Source organism: Phycisphaerae bacterium, assembly GCA_041652575.1.
GTDB lineage: Bacteria > Planctomycetota > Phycisphaerae > Sedimentisphaerales > UBA12454 > UBA12454.
This window is the reverse complement of sequence record JBAZHC010000006.1, coordinates 75,291-95,259: the sequence shown is the minus strand read 5'-3', so window position 1 is coordinate 95,259 and position 19,969 is coordinate 75,291. Positions and strand designations below refer to the sequence as shown.

Sequence of the window (19,969 nt, the reverse complement as noted above, 5' to 3'; positions counted from 1 at the left end):
CGAAAGTCAAGCCTTTAGGGCTAATTTTACCATTTGTCCATGTGTCTTATTGGGGGATTTGTATAAAAAAACGTGATAGTATAAGCTGTAATATCTGTCTGTATTATTTTTGATATGCCATAAAAAAAACGGCACCTTCACGGTGCCGTTTTCATTGGTATGCTAAAAATATTATTTATTTACTGAGCAGCGATTTCGCAACGTCAACCGCCGATGCCGCGTCTGGGGCATATCCGTCCGCGCCGATTTTGTCGGCGTAGGCCTGGGTGACGGGAGCGCCGCCAATCATTGTCTTTACAGTAAGGCCGGCTTCCTTAAGAGCCTTAATCGTCTTTTCCATCGAAGGCATAGTAGTAGTCAAAAGAGCACTCATGCCGACAACTTTCGGATTCGTCTCTTTTACCTTTTCCACAAACTTTTTGTCGCTGACGTCAACGCCAAGGTCAACTACCTCAAAACCAGCACCCTTAAGCATCATAACAACAAGGTTCTTGCCTATATCGTGCAAATCGCCCTGTACAGTGCCTATCGCGGCTTTAGCCAAAGGCTTAACGCCTGCTTCAACGAGCTTCGGTTCAAGGACTTCCATAGCAGTCTTCATCGCACGAGCGGCAATGAGAACCTCAGGAATGTAAACTTCATTGTTCTTGAAACGTACGCCAATTATGTTCATGCCGGCGATGAGACCATCGTTGAGAATGGTAGCCGGTGCCATGCCTTCGCCGATAGCGGCTTTTGTGATTTCGAGAGCCTTGTTCTGGTCGCCTTTAATTACAGCTTCGCTTAACGCTTTCAGATCTGCCATTTTTTACCCTTTATTTAAAGTACACAATTCCAATTTCCAACCCGCCGGAGGGCGGACAAGTTCCACAGATAGGAGATATTTAACAATTTTTGGGCGAGAGTATCAAGAAATAAGTCCGAAACTAGGTTTTTTCGACTGGATTGGGGTAAAAAACAGCCATTTTATGCAAATTTTGAGATAGATGCGGTTTCTTACCACGAAGGACGGAAGAAACACGAAAGACAAAATTAATTTTACCACCCGTCTTCGCCAACCCTACGCCGCACTACGTGCTATGCAGGGCAGGGGCTACGAACGGGCAGGCAAAGTCACAGGGACCGCAGAGGCGCTAAATATATGATGAACCCTGCCAAGGTATTGGCAGGGCTAACCCCCCGGCACCCGCCTTCGATAAATCTACGGACGGACAGGCAGGTCCGGGGGCTAACCGATATTTAAATACGGGGGTCTACCCCTGCAGTTTTGTCACGGGCAAAACTAAGCGCTGGGGTCTGCGCTGCAGCTCCGACACTTCGTTCCGACGCTTCAGCAGAGGACACAGGTTTTTTTAGACACGGAACGACACGGATTCACACTGCTAATATTGCTAAATATTTTTCGTTGAGTTTTAGGGGGAAAAGAGATAGAATTTTGTTTCATCGCTGATAGCTATGCCACAAGTTACACAGATTACTTTGATTTTTAATAATTACGTAAACATCCGACTTCGTTAAGAACTACGCCGCGACAAGCAAGAGACAGAAGAGAAAAAACGAATCGCTGAACGGCGGAAAAACATCGAGGAATTACAACAGCGGTAAATCAAATGTCAAAAATTAAAAAGCAAAATGACAAAGTAAAATTTAAAAATATAATAGAGGATAAAATGAAACTATCGGAGTTAAGAATTGAAAATTTCAGATCTTTTAAAGATCAGACTATTAATTTCGATGATTATACATGCCTAGTCGGTCCTAACGGCTCTGGGAAATCCGCTGTGTTGATGGCGCTTAATGTTTTTTTTAGAAACAATGATTCGACAGTAACTGACGTATTGAATCTAACAAAAGAAGATTTTCATCACGGAAACGTTCAACAACCTGTGAAAATAACTCTAACATTTGAAGACTTGCCGAATGAAGATGATCCTTTAATTTCAACACAAGCAAAAGAGTTGATTAAGCTATATGCTCGACAAGATAAATTGGTTTTATTTGCAAAAGCTGAATGGGATGAAACGATTGAGAGGGCACCTGTCAAACAATATGGTTCTCGATTAGTAATGAAAGATTTCAAGTCTTATTTTAAAGCAAAAGAAGATGATGCTAAAGTAGCCGAATTATCTAAGATTTACAATGAATTACGTGAAAAATTTTCCGAATTACCCAAAGCAACTACTGGAACAACAATGCAAGATGCTTTGCATAAATATGAAAATGAGAGATCAGCGGAATGCAGCATGGAAGATGCAGAGTGTCAATGTTATGGATTTACAGGAGGGTTGTATAGACTTGCTGATTTAGTTCAGTGGGTTTATATTCCAGCCGTTAAAGATGCCTCAAGTGAACAAGAAGAAGGGAGCAAGACAGCGTTAGGACAATTACTACAAAGAACAGTTAGGGCAAAGATCAATTTTAAAAGTGACATTGACGAATTAGAGTCACAAATAGAAAATAGATATAATGAGATTCTCGAGAAAGAAAAAGGTGCTTTAAAAGAGCTGGGTTTGTCTATACAAGACAGTTTAAGGGAGTGGACTAATCCACGTGCAAATTTAGAGCTTGAGTGGCATGGTGAGCCTATAAGAGTTAAAGGGCCGATTGCAAAAGCTAAAGTAGGGGAAGATGCCTTTATCGATCAAGGTATTTCAAGAATGGGACATGGAATGCAAAGAGGTTTTATTGTAGCAATTTTGAAAGAACTTGTTGCAACGGAACAAAAGGGAGGTTCTAAATTACTTCTTGGATTTGAAGAACCCGAACTTTATCAACACCCGCCACAGGCACAACATATGCAAAGCGTGTTAGAAAGATTAGCAGAACCAGGTAATAATTCTCAAGTTATCGTTACGAGTCACAGTCCGTATTTCGTATCCAGCAAAGGATTTAAAAATATAAGAATGTTTCGTAAATATGGTAAAAAACCTTGCTCCGTAGTTAAATCAGCGAATTATGAGAAAGTACAAAAAAGAATTACAAAAGCATTTGGCAAGGAAGCTCAGTCGCCCACGAGTCTTATGGCAACAGTGGGACAAATTATGCAGACATCCCAAAAGGAGATATTTTTTTCTCCGGTGGTAGTTTTGGTAGAGGGAGAAGAAGATGTGGCGTTTATTGCAACACATTTAAATTTAACTGGAGAGTGGAAAAGCTTTAGGCGGAATGGATGCCATTTTATTGTAGCAGGTGGAAAAAACAATATGCCACGGCTTGTGGCGATAGCACAGGAATTTGACATACCAACTTTTGTCATTTGCGACTCAGACATAGAAAGCTGTATTGAGAGGATTGAACAAGCAGAAAAACTTCCCGAAGGGGATTCAGGTAGGGCAGACAAAATTAAGGGCGCGAAAGAAGGACTAAACAAGCAAAAGGAAATAAATAAAGCTATAGCAAGTTTATGCGGCTTACAGATAGAGGATACAGGGAAATGCGAAACGATACGAGGAAATAATATTATTATGTGGAAGGACTCTATCGGGACAGAAGTAGAAAGAAGTTTTGAGGGGATGGAGTGGCAGGAAGCACAAGATGTAATAGTAAAAGAATATGGATTTGAAGAGGTAAAAACAAAGAAGAAGAATGGTATGGTGATTGCTGCAACGCTTGAAAAGTTACATGAAAAGAAAAAGCAATCGCCAATACTAATAGATTTATGTGGCCGGATCTCTCAATATGCTCAAAAGGCCGGAAATGGAGGAAAGATTTAACTTTTTAGAGAGGGAACCGCAATGAATAGAATTTCAGTACAATCAAGTAATATTCGTTCAATTGGTTATGATACGGATAAAAGGATATTAGAAGTAGAATTCAATTCTGGGAGCATTTACCAGTACTCTGGCGTGTCGGAGTATGAATATGAGGGATTATTAAATGCTTCATCAAAGGGTAGATACATGAATACCCACATCAAAGATCGATTTACATGTATCCAAGTGCGTTGAAAGATTCCGGATGCTATGCCGGATAGAGATGCCCTGATGGGATGGAGTTGTAGTCGTTTGAAGTAGTCCGGGGTTCTCCATGAAAGAAAGCCTAATATGTTCCGTGGGATTATTATCCCACAGGGTAAACTATCGCATTTCACGAGACGAACCCTGCCAAATGTTGGCAGGGCTAACCACGCCGCCTCGAGCGACGGCGGCTAAACAAAAACGTGGATTCCCGCCTTTGCGGGAATGACAACGAACCCCTAACATAAAGTTGGGGGCTTCAGGAAAAGAGGAACCCTGCCAAATATTGGCAGGGTTAACCCCCGGCACCCGCCTTCGATAAATCTACGGACGGACAGGCAGGTCCGGGGGCTAAACACGGGAAAATAATTTAAAATAACCCCCAATCCCCCCGTCTCTTCAAAGAAGAATCTTCAAGTAAGAATGACACCCCCCAAAGGTGGGAGAGAAACCCGCCATAATAACGAACCCCATCATAGTAATGATGGGGCTAACCGCCAACCACGCCGCCTCGAGCGGCGGCGGCTAAATAAAAACGTGGATTCCTACTCCCGCCTGCGCGGGGGTGACATTCCTGCGCGGGAATGACAAGATGAGATTGCTTCGTCCGCCAAAGGCGAGACTGGCAATGACGGCCGCCGGAAGACGAACCCTGCCAAGGTGTTGGCAGGGCTAACCACGCACTAAATAACTCGTGGGTCTCCGCTCAGCGTCGACGCTTCGCTTCGAAGGCTGACCGATATTTTAATTTACCGCTCCATATTTTAAAATACCCCTCCATAACTGTCGGGGCTCTGATTTTTGTTAAAAAACGTTGTTTTTGCCATTTTAAAGGGCTGACAGCAGGATAGTGACAAATAAAAACCCCTGTCTTATATCTAATTTTCTCAAATTTAAGGAAGATTATGTAAGGTTTAAATAAGAAAGCAAAGTAATTGGGTTTGAGAAAATGAGCGATTATATAGTACTTGTAAAACAGGTTCCCGACATAACGCAGATTACTGACAATGCCTTTAATCTCGAAACGGGCACCCTAATCCGGTCGAGGCTTGCGAGCGTTATCAACGAACTCGATACCCATGCCTTCGCAGTTGCCGAGAGGATGAATAAATTAAGCGGCAAGGGCGGCAAAATTATCGCGCTGACGATGGGCCCGCCAATGGCGCAGGAAGTATTGCGATATTGTTTTGCGAGATGCGCCGATACCGGCGTTCTCCTGACGGATAAATCACTTGGCGGAGCGGATACCTGCGCGACGGCGAATCCTCTTGCGTTTGCCATAAAAAAAATCGCAAAGGATTTGCTCGGCGGTTCCAAAGATTATTATATCGTAAGCGGAATGCAGTCTGTTGACGGCGATACGGCACAGGTGCCGGCACAAATCGCAGAGGAATTAAATATTCCGTGCATTCCTTATGTAACGGATGTGGAATATAAAAACGGGCAGTTCGAATTTACAGGAATCATAAGCGGAGGCAGCCAGGTTGTAAGCTGCCGAAAGTCGCCGGCGGTTATAACAGTCGCCAAATATGAATACCCGACGTTCGCGACATTCGAAGGGACGCGCCGAGCGAGCAAATTCGAGCTTATAAAATGGGGAGCAAGCGAAATCAACGCTACGCATGTCGGCATTGACGGCTCAAAGACCCGCGTCATATCCGTTTTCCCGCCGGGTAAAACCACGAGAAAATGTCAGCACATAACTGAGCCGGCGGAGCTTGCGAAAATAATAGTTGAAAACTTCGGCGCGGAACGGCAGAACGGGGACACATCGAATTACAGTTATGTTCTGCCTGCGAAAAGAGCAAATATTTTCGACAGGAGTTTCGAAGGTACAAAAAAAGAAAGTGAAGATTATAAACTTTTCGAAGGTGTACTTGAAAAAGCCGGTGTTGAAAAATTATCTGATATTACGGGAGAAGTAAAAGAAAAGATTTTGAGTGCCGCCGGCGAACATTTTCACAAAAAAGCGCTGGAAGATATGCTCGAAGGACTCCAAACAACAAAGCCTTCGTACGAGGGGCAGGTATGGGTGGTTGCGGAACGGGACGGGGGAAAATTGCATCCTGCGACATTCGAGCTTATAGGCAAGGGGCGGAGTCTTGCCGATTCGTTAGATACGCAAGTCGGCGTTGCAGTCGCAGGCAGCGATATACAGGGATTGTCCAGAGAGCTTATCGAGGCAGGGGCGGATTTTGTTTATATGATAGAACATCCGCTGCTTGCGGAGTTTGACCCGGCGACCTACAGAAAAGTATTATCAGACACCATAGGCCGGTATTGGCCGCAGATTGTCCTCTATGCAGCGACGCCTCGTGGTCGAGTTCTTGCACCGATGATTGCGTACAGGCTCGGCTGTGGTTTGACTGCGGACTGTACCGGACTTGAAATAAAAGACAGCAGCAGAAAAAAACAAATCGCCGTGCTGATGCAGACAAGACCCGCACTTGGCGGCAATGTTATGGCGACGATATGCACGAAAGATTCTCGCTGTCAGATGGCAACAGCCCGGCCGGGCGTAATGAAGAGACTTCCTGCCGATGCGGAGCGAAAAGGGAAAGTCATAAAAGAGCCGGCCGATATAAGCGAAAAAGATTTGAGCCTGAAAATTATCAAAACAGAAAAAGGCACGGGCCAAATTAATCTTGGCGCCAAGGTTGTGGTAAGCGGCGGCAAGGGAATGCAGAGCAGGGATAATTATGAAAAACTCCTGAACGACCTTATCGCATCGCTGGGACAAAGACTTAATACGGTTGTGGAAAAGGGCGCATCGAGGGCGGCGGTAGAGCAGGGATTTATCGACCGTATTCATCAGGTCGGCCAGACCGGGACGTCGATAGGGCCCAAACTTTATATCGCGCTGGGGATTTCCGGAGCGATTCAGCATATGATAGGCGTTGCCAACAGCGATATTATCGTAGCGGTCAACAGCGACCCGAACGCGCCTATTTTCAAACACTGCGATTATTATATAACAGGAACAGTAGAAAAAATCGTGCCACAGCTTTCTGCGCTATTGACAAAAGATAAAAATTAACCAATATAGGCTTTACGGATATGAATAAAACTTCAGTAATTATTGTTGGGGCAGGGCCGGCAGGTTTATCGGCTGCGATTACGCTGAAACATCAGCAGAGCGATGCGGAAATATGCGTAATCGACAAGGCGGCCGAAGCGGGCAATCACAATCTGTCCGGCGCGACTCTCGAAGCCGGTGCTTTGGAATCGCTGATGGGACAGGTAAATCCGCAATGGCATCAATCCGAAGAGGCAAAGGATATTCTTGCGTATAGAGTGACGAAAGACAATACGATGTTTTTCGCGGGGGATAAATTAGCTTTCAATATTCATATAGCGATACAACTTGCGGAAAAGTTCAAAATCAACTTCGGCCAGATGAAACATCAGGGAGATTATATAATATCGATAAGCAGACTTACGAAATGGCTCTGCCAGACGGCGAAAGATATGGGAGTCGAAGTCATACACGGTTTCGCCGCTGAAGATATTATTTACGATGTGTCTAAAAATATCGCCACGGGGATAAAACTTGTCGATCAGGGGCTGGATAAGCACGGGGCAAAACAGCCTAATTATGTTGCGGGCGAAATTATCGAGGCAGATGTAGTTATACTCGCCGAGGGCTGCGATGGTCTGGTAACGGAAAAGTTTGTCAAAAAGGCGGGGTTAACGAGACGAGCAAAACAGCTTTACTCAGTCGGAGTAAAGGAATTGATAAAGGTAAGCGATGAACAGTTCAGCAAATTCAGCAGCGAAAGAGTTGTTCACGCGATGGGCTATCCTTTGTGGACGCCAGTTCTTGGGCCTGCGATGTTCGGCGGCGGTGTGATGCATCCTGTCAGTCAAAATCATATCGCGGTAGGAATGATTGTCGGGCTGGACTGGAAATACTGCGATTTCAATCCACAGGATGCGCTGACGAATTTCAAAAATCATAAGTTTGTAAAAAAATTCATAGAAGGCGGCACGATTGTCGAAGCAGGGGCGAAAATGATTCCCGAAGGCGGCTTTTACGCGCTGCCGAGAAATCCGCAGACAAGCGCGGTCGGAAAATCTAACGTGCTGATACTCGGCGATGCGGCAGGGTTTGTCAATATGCTCAAGATTAAAGGTTTGCACAACGCGATAAAATCCGGAATGGCAGCAGGCAAGGCAGTTGCCCAGTGTTTGAATAACTTTAACTCCACAGCGTCGAAATATACCGAACTGCTGAATATGTCGGGCGTAATGGAAGAAATGAGATTTGCGTCGAGATTCAGACAGAACGTTGCAAAATTCGGTCCGCTGTTCGGGATGCCGTTATCAGTTCTCGGCCAGAAAGGGCCGCTGTTCAATGTTGAGGAAGATTATCAGGCGATTACGAGCAAAAAATATAAATATAAACCGTCGAAGAATTACGACAAAGATACTTTTACGGCAATGGCGGCTACGGAACATCGCGAAGAGCAGCCCAGCCATCTGACGATAATAAACACAAATACCTGTGCGCAGAAATGCACGCCGAAATTTGGTTCGCCATGTATTACATTCTGCCCGGCAGGTGTGTATGAAACGATAGGCTGGCAGGTAAAACCGGCAAATTCATCTAACTGTCTGCACTGTAAAACCTGTCAGAGGAAATGTCCGTTCGACAATATCCGCTGGACGGTGCCTGAAGGTGGCGGCGGACCAAGATATAAAAATATGTAGGGTTATTATTGGGGGCAGGGTTTAGGGTGCGGAAAATTGTAGAACACAATTCCGCCGGTCCTCCTTACCTAAGCCCGCCCTTGCCCTATAAAGACAATTTCAGAATTTTCCGGACTGCCTTGGAATCAATGTCGCCATTTTCACCGATTACCATGCCCCTGTCAGCAAAACGCTGAACGATTTTTTCGATGTCCTTCGATGTTATACCGTAATTTTTCAGTGACGTCGGCATACCGAGCGAATGGAAGAATTTAACGGTGTGTTTTATCGCGGCGTTGGCTTTCTGTTTTGCAGTGCCTTTTTTTACGCCCCAGACGTTTTCGGCAAGTTTGGCAAATTTTGCGGACTTGTTTTTAATTTCGTATTTCCACATAGCCGGCAAAACAATCGCAAGAGTCTCGGCGTGGGCTGGGCCGAAAAAGGCCGTCAGCTCGTGGCCGATGCCGTGAGTACTCCAGTCCTGTTTTATGCCGCAGCCTAAAATGCCGCACAGCGCCTGCGTCGCACACCACATAAAATTGGCGCGGGCGTCGTAATTTTTTTTGCCGCTCATTACGGCGGGGGCGATTTCGATAAGAGTTTTAAAAATCGCCTCGGCATATTTATCCTGCAAAGCGGTGTTCAAATCGACAGTGGCGTATTGCTCGGCGACGTGAACGAATGTGTCAACAATGCCATTGCGCAGTTGTTTCTTGTCGAGGGAGTAAGTTGTCTGCGGGTCGAGTATCGAAAATTTCGGATAGCAAAGCGGGCTGCCGAAAGCGAGTTTTTCGGTTGTGCTTAATCTCGATATAACGCCAAAGGCATTCATTTCCGAACCTGTTGCCGGGAGAGTAATAACTGTTCCTATAGGGATAACGGTTTTAAGGATTTGTCCGAAGCTTGAAACAATATCCCAGAGGTTTTTGCCCTTATAAGGAATTCCCGCGGCGATGAATTTCGAGCCGTCAAGTACCGAACCTCCGCCGACGGCGAGAACGAAATTGATTTTTTCCTTTCTGCCGAGGGCAATAGCCTTGAGGCAGGTTTCATAAGTGGGGTTAGGCTCAATACCACCGAATTCGACGACTTTTCGTTTTTTCAAAGCGGCCTTAACCTGTCGGTAGACGCCGTTTTTCTTAATTGAGCCGCCGCCGTAGGTTAAAAGAATCTTCGCTTTTGGGTCTATAAGCTGGTTTAATTGCGAGATTGTGTTTTTGCCGAATACTATTTTGACCGGGTTGCAATAGGTGAAATTATCCATATTTTTTATCCTTTTCCAAATAAGACCGATATTATTTAACTTATTTTGTGCTTTTTTGCCAGTGTAAAAATTATCGTATGATTTTAAAAATATGTCTTAAAAAATTCAACTTTTCAGTACTGATAAGACGATACGTCTAACCAGAGACATATAAAAAAACATGGCTCGAATTACCTGAAAAGGTTATGTTTAGCTTAACCGGCCTATCCGTCTCGGCAACATGCGGCAAGTCTGATGGTAAAGCAGGATGCAGCGGGCGAAACGCTAAAACGCAAAAACGAAAGAGCCATAAAATAAACGGCAGAGCTTACAAAGCTCTGCCATTTTTTTATACCTTCGGAACCAGGCCCTGATTAGAAAATAATATCTATGATATATTTCGTACTGATTAATATGTCCATCAGGGCGGCGGAATATAATACGAACATTCTGACACCATGCCAGGGGCGATTTGCGCGGGCGATAAAGAAGATAAGCATAACGACCAAGACACCGAGGCCGTACATACCGATGAATTGAGGGGAAAGACCCGACTGGCCCGGCACAAAAACATTAAACAGGCCGAACAAAAATAATATTACCGCCGAGGCCAGAAGCAGTTTCGAATCGGCGGCGCCTGCGAGAATTAGAGTTTCAAGGCCTGAGGCAATTATAATAGAACAAAATAAAACCGGAACAGAGGCCCACATAACCGGCGGGACGTGCATTATGGGTCTGTAAAAGGCGGCGAAAATTGCCGCTGCGATTAAGACAATCGTCCATATTCTGCGAGTCCTGACCAGCAGAACACAGCCCATAATCAGGCCGGCGACGGAAACATGATAAAAGCCCAGGGCGAATATGTCGGGTTTTGCGCCGGAAGGATTTACTATGCCGAGCAGGCTTTGAATAGACAGGCGGGTATCGGCGGGTATGGGGTAAAGATACATTCCGGCGGAGAATTCATAAGCGAGGAGTATAAACAAAAACGGAAGGAGGGAGAGCAGGCCGGAAAGAATGGCGGTGTTTCTGGAATCGAGTTTTGTCCACTGATAAAAGAAAACGGCCGGCACGAAAGTCCACGGCAAAACCGCGTAAACAAGTCCTGCAAAAGGATGATAGCAGAAGAAAGAGCAGGCGAATATTCCGAAGCCGAAAATGGCGCCGCCGATAAGAGAAGCGAAAAACGAAAGCACCCATCGTCTGCATAGAATGAAAACACCTGCCGCGGCGACGATGGCTTCCAAAGGGAAAAGACGCTGTATGGCGGAGAGCTTTTGCAGGTGTGGATAGAAAAGCCAAGCGGCAAAAATAATATAAATTATTACTGCCGGCGGAAACGCAACAGCCGACGAAATCCTTTTTTCCATAAAAGGTTTGCCGAAATTAAAGTTATTTTATAATTATTTTTCCGCTGCCTTTGCGGATAGTACCTATTTTATAAACGGTTTCACCGCTATGAGCAAGCTGTTCGGCGATTGAATCGGCGAAATCAGGTGCAACCATCAGGGTGAAACCGATACCCATATTGAATACACGGTACATTTCTTCTTCTTCGACAGGGCCGTTTTTCTGCATAAAATCAAAAATGGGCTGTCTCTTCCAGCTTGATTTATCCAGGACCACATCGCAGTTAGAGGGAACGACTCTCGGGACATTGCCCGGCAGGCCGCCGCCGGTGATATGAGCCATTCCATGAACGACGTGTTTTACTTTGTAGTGACTGAGAAGTTTGATTATCGAACGGACATAAATTCTTGTCGGGGCCAGCAGTACCTCTCCGATGGTTCTGTTTTCGAGTTCGGGGATTTCCTGGTCAACCTTAAGTCCGAGTTTTTTAAAGCAGATATTTCTGGCGAGGGCGTAGCCGTTACTGTGGAGGCCGGTCGAGGCGAGGCCGAGCACGACGTCGCCGGCTTCGATTTTTGAGCCGGTGATAATTTTATTTTTTTCGACAATGCCGACGGCGAAACCTGCCATATCGAAATCGTCCTTTTTGTAGATGTCGGGCATCTCTGCTGTTTCTCCGCCGATGAGCGCACAATTTGCGACCCTGCATGCGGCGGCGATGCTTTCGACCATATCGGCCACTTTGGCCGGTTCGAGTTTGTTTATGGCCAGATAATCGAGGAAGAACAGCGGCTCTGCGCCCATAACGAGCATATCGTTGACGTTCATTGCTACGAGGTCGAAGCCGAGCGTATCGATTTTTTTCATCTGTCTTGCGACGAGGACCTTCGAGCCGACGCCGTCGGTGCAGGCGACAAGAACAGGTTTTTTGTAATTTTTACGGAAGATTTTTTCGTCGTAGTCGAGACGAAACAGGCCCGCAAAGCCGCCGGGGACGTTAATTACGCGAGGGCCAAGCGTGCTCTGGATAGAGGTTTGAATCCTGTCCACCATTTCGTCATTCGCGTCAATATCGACGCCCGATTTGGAGTAAGTGAGATATTCAGCCATTATAATTGTACCGGTTCATCGTCAAAAAGCTGCATCTGGTATCGTTCCATCGTAAATTTATTCACTACCGTCTGGATAGGAATCCGATAACTTCCCGTCCAGCAGGCGGTGCAGTAATTTTCCTTCGGCAAAGAGGCGCAGGACAGCATTCCTTCGAGCGAGATATAACCGATGCTGTCCACATCGAGAAATTCCTTTATCTGCTTCATATCTCTTTCGTTGGCGAGCAATTCCTGTTTTGTGGGGAAATCCACGCCGTAAAAACAGGGGAATCTTATCGGCGGACAGCTTACCCTCATGTGAACTTCCTTAACTCCTGCCTGTCTGAGCGCGTTGATTTTGCCTTTCGTGGTTGTGCCGCGAACAATCGAATCGTCAACCACTATAACACGTTTGCCTCTGACAACGTTTGCAACGACGGCAAGCTTGAGCTTGACGGCAAGGTCTCGCAGGTCCTGAGTCGGAGAAATAAAAGTTCTGCCGACGTAATGGCTCCTTATAAAACCCATATCAAAAGGTATTCCGCTCTGTCGTGAATATCCAATGGCGGCCGAGGTTCCTGAGTCCGGCACGGGAATTACAACATCGGCGTCAACGGGATGCTCTTTGGCAATCTGAGCGCCGAATCTTTTGCGGATCTCGTGGACATTTTCTCCGAAAATATCGCTGCTCTGCTTTGCGAAGTAAACGTGCTCGAAGATGCAATGCGCCGGGGTGATACTTGCGGGCTTTACAAACCATCTGCTGGTGATGCCCCTGCTGTCGAGTGTTACGATTTCGCCCGGAGCGACATCTCTAATGTATTCGGCGTCAATAGTGACCAGTGCGCAGGTTTCGCTTGCGACGCAGTAAGCGCCGTTTTTCGTTTTTCCAATACACAGAGGCCTTATGCCGTAAGGGTCCCTTGCGGCTTCAATTCTGTCGGGAAAAAGAAAGAGCAGAGAATAGGCACCCTGAAGATGATTAAGAACGTGACCCAGCGGGTCAGGCTTTGAAACGTGCGAGGGTTTGGCCAGAAGATGAATTATGATTTCAGTGTCGTTTGTGGATTTGAAAATATGGCCGTAAGCCTCGTATTCGTCCCGAAGCAAAGAAGCGTTTATTAAATTTCCGTTATGAGCGACCGCAACCTGGCCCCGAGAGTATTCGCTAAGCAGCGGCTGGGCATTTGCGAGGTTTCGCGAGCCGGAGGTGGAATATCGTACATGGCCTATAGCCATCGGATTGCGCAAGCGGTTAAGTGTGTTCGGTCCCGACCGGAAGACCCTGGTCGTGTGCCCCATGCCGGTATGGCAGGTAATCATCTCTCCGTTACTTGTGGCAATGCCCGCCGACTCCTGGCCGCGGTGCTGAAGACTGTGCAGAGCAAAAAATGTTTTTTCAGCCGCGTCGTCATCTCCAAAAATACCGAAAAGACCGCAGTTTTCTTTCTTGTCCATAAGTACTATCCAGATAAAAGGTTAAAACAGCAGTGCTGTCGGGAAATCCCGTTCTTATTGCAGTGAAAGTAGTGTAGCCGAACGTATCGTTCAAGTCAAATGCTTTATAGGTTCACACGTCAGGATTGAATAATGATAAGTTATTGCAAAACCCGTGACTTGGCTGTATTTTATAGACCAGTAGAAATCCCGACTTCGACAAGCCGAGCAGAATTTTTTTAGAGGTACCAATGGCAGGGGACAAACCTAAAGTTGTCGTAATCGGCGGCATATATGTGGATATGGCGATACGGTGCGTGGATTTTCCTGCTACCGGACAAATCGCGGCAGGGAGCGGCTTTTCATATACGGCCTCCGGGGCAGGTTCGAACCAGGCAATTCAGGCGGCCCTTTGCGGATGCGATGTTTACCTCGTAGGCAAGGTCGGCAAAGATATCTTCGGGCAGATGATAAAAGACAACCTTGAAGCCTTCGGCGTAAACTGCGATTTTGTTTCCGATGCCGAGGCGAAAAACACCGGTGTGAGCGTTTCGTTCGTCAATAGTTCGGGAGCGAACAGAACAATTATCTCCGAAGGAACAAACAGGGCGCTGCAGAACAGCGATATAGAAGAGGAAAGATTCGAAAAACTTTTAAGGTTCGCCGATGTGTGCCTGATAAACGGCGGTCTTTCAAATGATTTTATCTGCGGCGCGATACGAGCGGCGAAACTGGCCCAGACAAAAGTAATTCTCGACCCTGCATTGTCAGGCGAGCAGTTTGAAAATCAAAGCGGGAAACTGCCGCTGGATTATTATACCGCCGATATACTGGTGCCTAATTTTGCCGAGGCTGCCGAGTTAAGCACCGCTCAAAATCATAATATTCATACCGCAAAACTTATCGGTTCCGACCTTATCGCCCGCGGCGTAGGCTGTGTTGTTATCAAGCTCGGCAGAAAAGGCGCGATGGTTATTGATAAAAGCGGCGCAGACCATATCGCGCCGTTTGAAGTAAAATTTGTCGACCATACCGGCTGCGGCGATGCGTTTGACGGAGCACTTGCCGCAAGCTGCGGCGTAGGCTCCGCTAAGGGATGCCTTACGGCAGACGAAATCAGAAGGGCCGCCAAGTTCGCATCGGCGGCAGGAGCGCTGGCCTGTTCAAAATTCGGTTCGCAGGAATCGCTGCCGAAAAAAGAGGAAATAATCGAACTGCTGCAGAGTTTGCCGTAATTAGAACAGCAGTTTAACGGCGGCTGCTGCGGCGAGGATTTGCATAATAATATTAAACCATTTCTGGGGAAGTTTTTTCAGAACAAATACTCCCATAATTGCACCGGCAGCAATCAAAGGCAGCATAATAACATCAGCAGAAACCGATTCGAGGGTTATCCTGCCTTCAGTTATAAATACCGGAATTTTGAGCCAGTTGATAATAAGGAAAAACCATGCGCCTGTTCCGATGAATTCGTATTTCGGCAGACGTGCGGCAAGCAGATAAATAATCATAACGGGACCGGCCGCGTTGGCCATCTGCGTAGTAAGGCCCGCAAAGAAACCCATAGTAACGGCAAAGAGCCAATGCGTTGGCACATCGAAATTATCCCGCTGTTTTTGCGAACGCAAATAATTTAAAACGAGCATAACAAGGACAATTACGCCTATGACCGGCGCCAGCTGAAAATCGGAAATATGCCTGATTACGACGGAACCGGCGGCTATGCCGAAAAGTGCCGGCGGAAGGAGTTTAATAATGTGCGGCCATTTCGCGTGACGATGATAGAAACCAACGGCAAATAAATCGCCCATCGCAAGCATCGGCAGCAATAAACCGGTCGAGGTCTTTGCCGGGAAAAACGCCGCAATCAAAGGAACTACAACTATCCCTATGCCGGGCAGACCTGTTTTGTTCATACCGACACAAACTGCGCATATACATAATATCAGCCATTGGGTTGAAGTGTAATTCTGCGGCAATAGATTCGTCAAACTTGTAAACATAATGAAAAATAGTATCCGGCTAAGCGGGATAAACCCCGCACCTATCGTTCCGTTTTACATCCGACTCAAAATTGTTTCGATTTTATCTTTGAATCGATTATTTTTTTGCTTTGGCATTGTACAATAGGTGCGGGGTGAAGGCAAAAAAAATGGCTGTGCGACAAAGTTTTATCACACAGCCAATCTTTTTTTGGTTTATTTATTTTTACGGCTTTGCCGGTGCGTTTGGATCATTAGCACCTTTTTTTGCACAGCAGCCCTTTTTGTTCTTCATCATGGGGCAGCCTTTTTTGCCTTTCATCGGACAATTTTTCATCATGTTTGGGTCGGCGGCACATTTCTTTGCCATTTCAGCGCTGCATTTCTTTTCAGCCATTGTCGGACAGCCTTTTTTGTCTTTCATCGGACAATTTTTCATCATATTCGGGTCGGCAGCACATTTCTTTGCCATTTCAGCGCTGCATTTATTTTTAGCCATTGTCGGGCAGCCCTTTTTTGCAGCCTTACATTCTTTTTTAACAGCGGCACATTTCTCTTTCTTTGCATACCAGCCCTTCTTCTCTTTTGATTTGGTACATTTTGTGTCTGCGGCTTTGCTTATGCAGCCAGTCTTTGTATTATCTGCGATAGAAGCCTTCGGGGCGGTTTTCAGGTCCTGAGTGTCTGACTTGGCCTGTTTGTCACAGCCGGCAAAAACGAATATCGCAATTGTAAGAATACAAGCTGAAATCCATAGGTTTTTTTTAAACATACAATTTACCTTTCTAATCTGAATATTGGTTAATATTTGCATACATCTACCTTAACGTACCGTATAAATAGTACTTAAACAAAAGGAATATGTTCGGGAAAATTTCCGGCACCGTGCGGGGTTTTTGCGTTAAGTGCTTATAGTTAAATATGTTGCGTTTTTAAAGTTGTTGCGGCATACAGTGCCAAATTAAACTCAGACGTGAGCGGCAAAAACCGCAGCTGAGGAGGTGGGGATTGTGAACCAGAAAGTCGAACCTTTGCCGGGGGTTGATTTGAGGCCGATTTTGCCGCCGTGCCGTTCAATAATTTTTTTACAGACGGCAAGACCGATTCCCGTACCTTCATATTCATCGCCGGAGGCGACGCGTTTGAACACCATAAAAACTGTTTGATGATATTCTGGCTTTATGCCTATGCCGTTGTCGGCGACTTCTATCTTTGTCATGCCGTCAGCGGCAGGTTTTGATGTTATCGTAATATGCGGAGTTGAGTCTTTATCCTGATATAGAATCCCATTGGCAATAAGATTTCCAAGCAGCTGGCGAAACTGAACAGGGTCGGCTATAACAGTCGGCAATGACTGCGGAATTTCTATTATTGCATTTTTTCCGTCCAACAGTACCGAAAGTTCCGATTCCTTTAATTGTTCGATAATTTCATTTGCGTCAACGGTTTTGAAAGGATGAGTTTCCATATCCACACGCGAGTAATCAAGCAGGCCTTCAACCATTTTTGTCATTCGATTGGCGCCTTCGATCATAAGATTCAGATTTTCGGCGTCGTTGCCGGTAAGCTTGTCTGTAAGGGACCGATGCAATACATTACTTAACATGGCAATCTTATTCAAAGGCTCACGTAAATCGTGGGAGGCCACATAGACAAAATTCCTGAGTTCTATATTTGCCGTTTCAACTTTTTCTGTGGCTGTTATCAGTTCACGGTTCAAAGAATTTGTCTCGTCCTGATTTTTTTTGCGTTCCGTAATATCCACGCCGATTCCAAGGACGCATTTCGGGTTGCCCTTTATGGTTATCGGAATTTTGTAAATCTGCAGCCACTTTGACCAGCCTTTGGGCGAAGCAAATTGTTCCTCTTTTACGAAAAGAGGTTTTTGGCTTAAGATGACTTTTCTGTCATCGCCGGCGAATTTGTCAATTTGCTCGGAAGAAGAGATGGCGCTGCCCAGAAAATCCATATTAGTTTTGCCGAGCATATCTTTACAGGTCGTATCGAATAAACCGGCCATTGCCTTGTTTACGAGAAGATAGCGGCCGTCACAGTCTTTAACGAAGATTATCGCAGGGTCCGTGTCGATGATGTTTCTTGTCAGATTTTGACTTTCGTCCAGGTCTGCCATTTTATTTTTGAGGTTTTCCATCATCTCGTCGAACGACCTGGCGAGGGTTCCGATTTCATCGTTTCTTTCTGTATAAAGTTTTGTGCTTGTATCGTGGTTGTTGCGGATATCCATGAAATTTTTAGTTAGAGTATTAATGGGCCGAAGTATGATTTTGTGCATAACGAACAGAAGAATCGCCAGAATACTCACGACTCCTGATATTATAGCTGTGGTAAAATAGCGAACTGTCGTAAGGCCGCGATTGTAAATCGCCCGCGGCATTATTGTCTTCAGCGTAATATGTTTATCACCGTTGAGATTGGAAATGTTCACAAACCCCGCTATGCTATCCTTACTCAGTACGACGACCGAAGCATCGTGGTCATATGCCGGTGCATCGTTGCGTGATATGCTGATATCGAGCTGCGTTCGTTCACTCAATATTTTTATCATCCGGTCATTCAAATATCGCCCCATTATCAATGTTCCGCTGATGGGCTTTTCTGACAAACTATTTGAAATCGGCTGAGCAGCCACCATTATAATTTCGTCAGGCAGAATAATTATATCCGACTTGCTGTCCTTCGGCTCTGTCATTGTGAGAAGAGACTTGTTCGCAAGAATACCGTCAACCACTGTCTCTGGAAGCTGTACAAATTCCCCCTTCTCAGGATCAACCGCCGTAATATGAAATATTTTTCCGGACAAATCTATAAACATCATAAAATTAAGATTAAAATTTGAAAGGCTGTCTGCCAGAAGATTCGAAGCGATGTACTCGGGATTTTTGCCGAGTACAAAATTCTGTGAGTCGTCCCATGGCGCCCAGTCCTTACATATCCTGACTAAATCAGTCAGTTCGACATCGACGCTGTTTTTGGCGCGCTCAATATTTGTCTGTGCTTCCTGTTCTTCAAGACGGGCAAACCCTCTCAGTACTATCGTCTTGGAAACATAGAGCATAGCCATAAGAGCCAGTATGATTACACAACTGATACTTAATAGTACTTTTCGGCTGAGTGAAGGTTTAAATATCATTTTTTATCAACCCCTAAATTATTTATCGAAGCGGTACCTTGCCGGCCTGTTTCCTTTTGTTTTTTCGTCTTAATCCTGTTGTTAATTAATTGGTTTTGCCGATAAAAAGATATGGATGTTTTGGGGAACGCCCCAAATTTTAGGCGGGATAAAGAGGTTGGGGATTAAAGGCCGTTTCTTTGATGATTTTGACGATAACCGGCTGTAAATACAGTTAGTTATGACTCCACAATTAAACGTTTTTTTCGAGAGTGCCGAAATGAAAAACATCACAATATTTGTTATAGGACTGATTTGTGCAGTTAATTGTGTGCTGGCGCAGGATGCCAACCTGACACAGGAGACTAAACTGGGGATACAACTCGATGTAACCTGGGTCAGCAAATACATCTGGCACGGTCAGGATTTGTACGAGGGTCGTGCGGCCTTTCAGCCGAGCATCAATATAGATTTATTTGGAACCGGATTCAGCGTTAATGTCTGGTCGTCATCGGCGTGCAGCAGCGGCTTTGTAAGCAGCGATGAGTTTGATTATACGGTGGCTTATACAAACAGTTTGTTTGAAGATACGAAGTTTAAAATCGATTATGAATTGAAATGGTTATATTACGATTATACCCGCATATCGTCCGATGAGGCGGATTCACAGGAATTTGAATTCAGTTTTTCCTGGCCTGATATTTTTTCCTGCGGCATAGTGCCGAATTATACGCTTAGTTATCTTTATGCCGCCAAAGGCGACAGCCCGGCTGCGGCTCTTGAAATGGAAGGCTGTTTGCATACATTCGGTTTTACTTATGATGTCAATATACCCAAAGTCGAGCTGCCGCTGCCATTGACGCTGAGCTGGGATATTACATATAACGACGGGCAGGGCGGCCCCGATTTTGCCCACGACTGGGCATATATCACATGGGGAGCTTCGAGCTATATTAAATTCGGCCCCGGCGGTTTTACGCCTGCCGTATATTACCAGACCACGATGGATAAATCGGTTAATGAAGAAGATGAATTCTGGTGTTCATTCTCCTATACGGTGGATTTTTAAAAACCGCCTTAATACATAATCG

14 protein-coding genes are annotated in these 19,969 nt (G+C 45.5%); 6 read left to right on the top strand and 8 right to left on the bottom strand.

Annotated elements, in window-relative coordinates; genetic code table 11:
- Positions 1 to 175 precede the first annotated feature (175 nt).
- On the bottom strand, positions 176 to 805 hold the full coding sequence (locus WC496_06185) for a corrinoid protein (GenBank protein MFA5292609.1): 630 nt from the start codon (positions 803 to 805) through the stop codon (positions 176 to 178).
- A gap of 805 nt (positions 806 to 1,610) precedes the next feature.
- Here WC496_06185 and WC496_06180 point away from each other — a divergent pair.
- From WC496_06180 to WC496_06165, 4 genes are all read left to right on the top strand, one after another.
- On the top strand, positions 1,611 to 3,713 hold the full coding sequence (locus WC496_06180; protein ID MFA5292608.1) for an AAA family ATPase: 2,103 nt from the start codon (positions 1,611 to 1,613) through the stop codon (positions 3,711 to 3,713).
- A 21-nt stretch (positions 3,714 to 3,734) separates the two neighbouring features.
- A complete protein-coding gene (locus WC496_06175; GenBank protein ID MFA5292607.1) occupies positions 3,735 to 3,947 on the top strand; it encodes a KTSC domain-containing protein in 213 nt (70 codons plus the stop codon).
- Positions 3,948 to 4,905: 958 nt separating this feature from the next.
- Complete coding sequence (locus tag WC496_06170; protein ID MFA5292606.1) at positions 4,906 to 6,993, top strand: FAD-binding protein; 2,088 nt, start codon at positions 4,906 to 4,908, stop codon at positions 6,991 to 6,993.
- Between the two features lie 20 nt (positions 6,994 to 7,013).
- Positions 7,014 to 8,666 (top strand): electron-transfer flavoprotein:ubiquinone oxidoreductase, encoded by a 1,653-nt coding sequence (locus WC496_06165; GenBank protein MFA5292605.1) that lies wholly within the window; start codon positions 7,014 to 7,016, stop codon positions 8,664 to 8,666.
- Between the two features lie 85 nt (positions 8,667 to 8,751).
- Here the strand turns inward: WC496_06165 and WC496_06160 are convergent, their stop codons facing one another.
- The 4 genes from WC496_06160 to purF all read right to left on the bottom strand — a co-directional run bounded on the left by WC496_06160 (position 8,752) and on the right by purF (position 13,787).
- On the bottom strand, positions 8,752 to 9,909 hold the full coding sequence (locus tag WC496_06160; GenBank protein MFA5292604.1) for an iron-containing alcohol dehydrogenase: 1,158 nt from the start codon (positions 9,907 to 9,909) through the stop codon (positions 8,752 to 8,754).
- A gap of 353 nt (positions 9,910 to 10,262) precedes the next feature.
- A complete protein-coding gene (locus tag WC496_06155) occupies positions 10,263 to 11,258 on the bottom strand; it encodes a hypothetical protein (GenBank protein ID MFA5292603.1) in 996 nt (331 codons plus the stop codon).
- Between the two features lie 22 nt (positions 11,259 to 11,280).
- Positions 11,281 to 12,348 carry a phosphoribosylformylglycinamidine cyclo-ligase gene (gene purM, locus WC496_06150; protein MFA5292602.1) on the bottom strand — a complete coding sequence of 356 codons (1,068 nt, stop codon included), beginning with the start codon at positions 12,346 to 12,348 and terminating at the stop codon, positions 11,281 to 11,283.
- Positions 12,348 to 13,787, bottom strand: a complete 1,440-nt coding sequence (gene purF, locus WC496_06145) for an amidophosphoribosyltransferase (GenBank protein ID MFA5292601.1) — start codon at positions 13,785 to 13,787, stop codon at positions 12,348 to 12,350. The genes purM and purF overlap by 1 nt, the downstream gene beginning before the upstream one ends.
- Before the next feature lie 230 nt (positions 13,788 to 14,017).
- Here purF and WC496_06140 point away from each other — a divergent pair, with 230 nt between their 5' ends.
- Positions 14,018 to 15,001, top strand: coding sequence for a PfkB family carbohydrate kinase (locus WC496_06140; protein MFA5292600.1), 984 nt, complete (start codon positions 14,018 to 14,020; stop codon positions 14,999 to 15,001).
- Here the strand turns inward: WC496_06140 and WC496_06135 are convergent, their stop codons facing one another.
- The 3 genes from WC496_06135 to WC496_06125 form a co-directional block, all read right to left on the bottom strand.
- The gene (locus tag WC496_06135) at positions 15,002 to 15,769 is read right to left on the bottom strand and encodes a sulfite exporter TauE/SafE family protein (GenBank protein ID MFA5292599.1); all 768 of its coding nucleotides are present in this window, start codon (positions 15,767 to 15,769) and stop codon (positions 15,002 to 15,004) included. It lies immediately after the preceding gene.
- A gap of 205 nt (positions 15,770 to 15,974) precedes the next feature.
- Positions 15,975 to 16,520 (bottom strand): hypothetical protein, encoded by a 546-nt coding sequence (locus WC496_06130; GenBank protein ID MFA5292598.1) that lies wholly within the window; start codon positions 16,518 to 16,520, stop codon positions 15,975 to 15,977.
- A 195-nt stretch (positions 16,521 to 16,715) separates the two neighbouring features.
- Positions 16,716 to 18,899 (bottom strand): CHASE4 domain-containing protein, encoded by a 2,184-nt coding sequence (locus WC496_06125; GenBank protein MFA5292597.1) that lies wholly within the window; start codon positions 18,897 to 18,899, stop codon positions 16,716 to 16,718.
- Between the two features lie 259 nt (positions 18,900 to 19,158).
- On the opposite strand from WC496_06125, the gene WC496_06120 reads away from it, so the two are divergent.
- Positions 19,159 to 19,947 (top strand): hypothetical protein, encoded by a 789-nt coding sequence (locus WC496_06120; GenBank protein ID MFA5292596.1) that lies wholly within the window; start codon positions 19,159 to 19,161, stop codon positions 19,945 to 19,947.
- Positions 19,948 to 19,969: the final 22 nt, after the last annotated feature.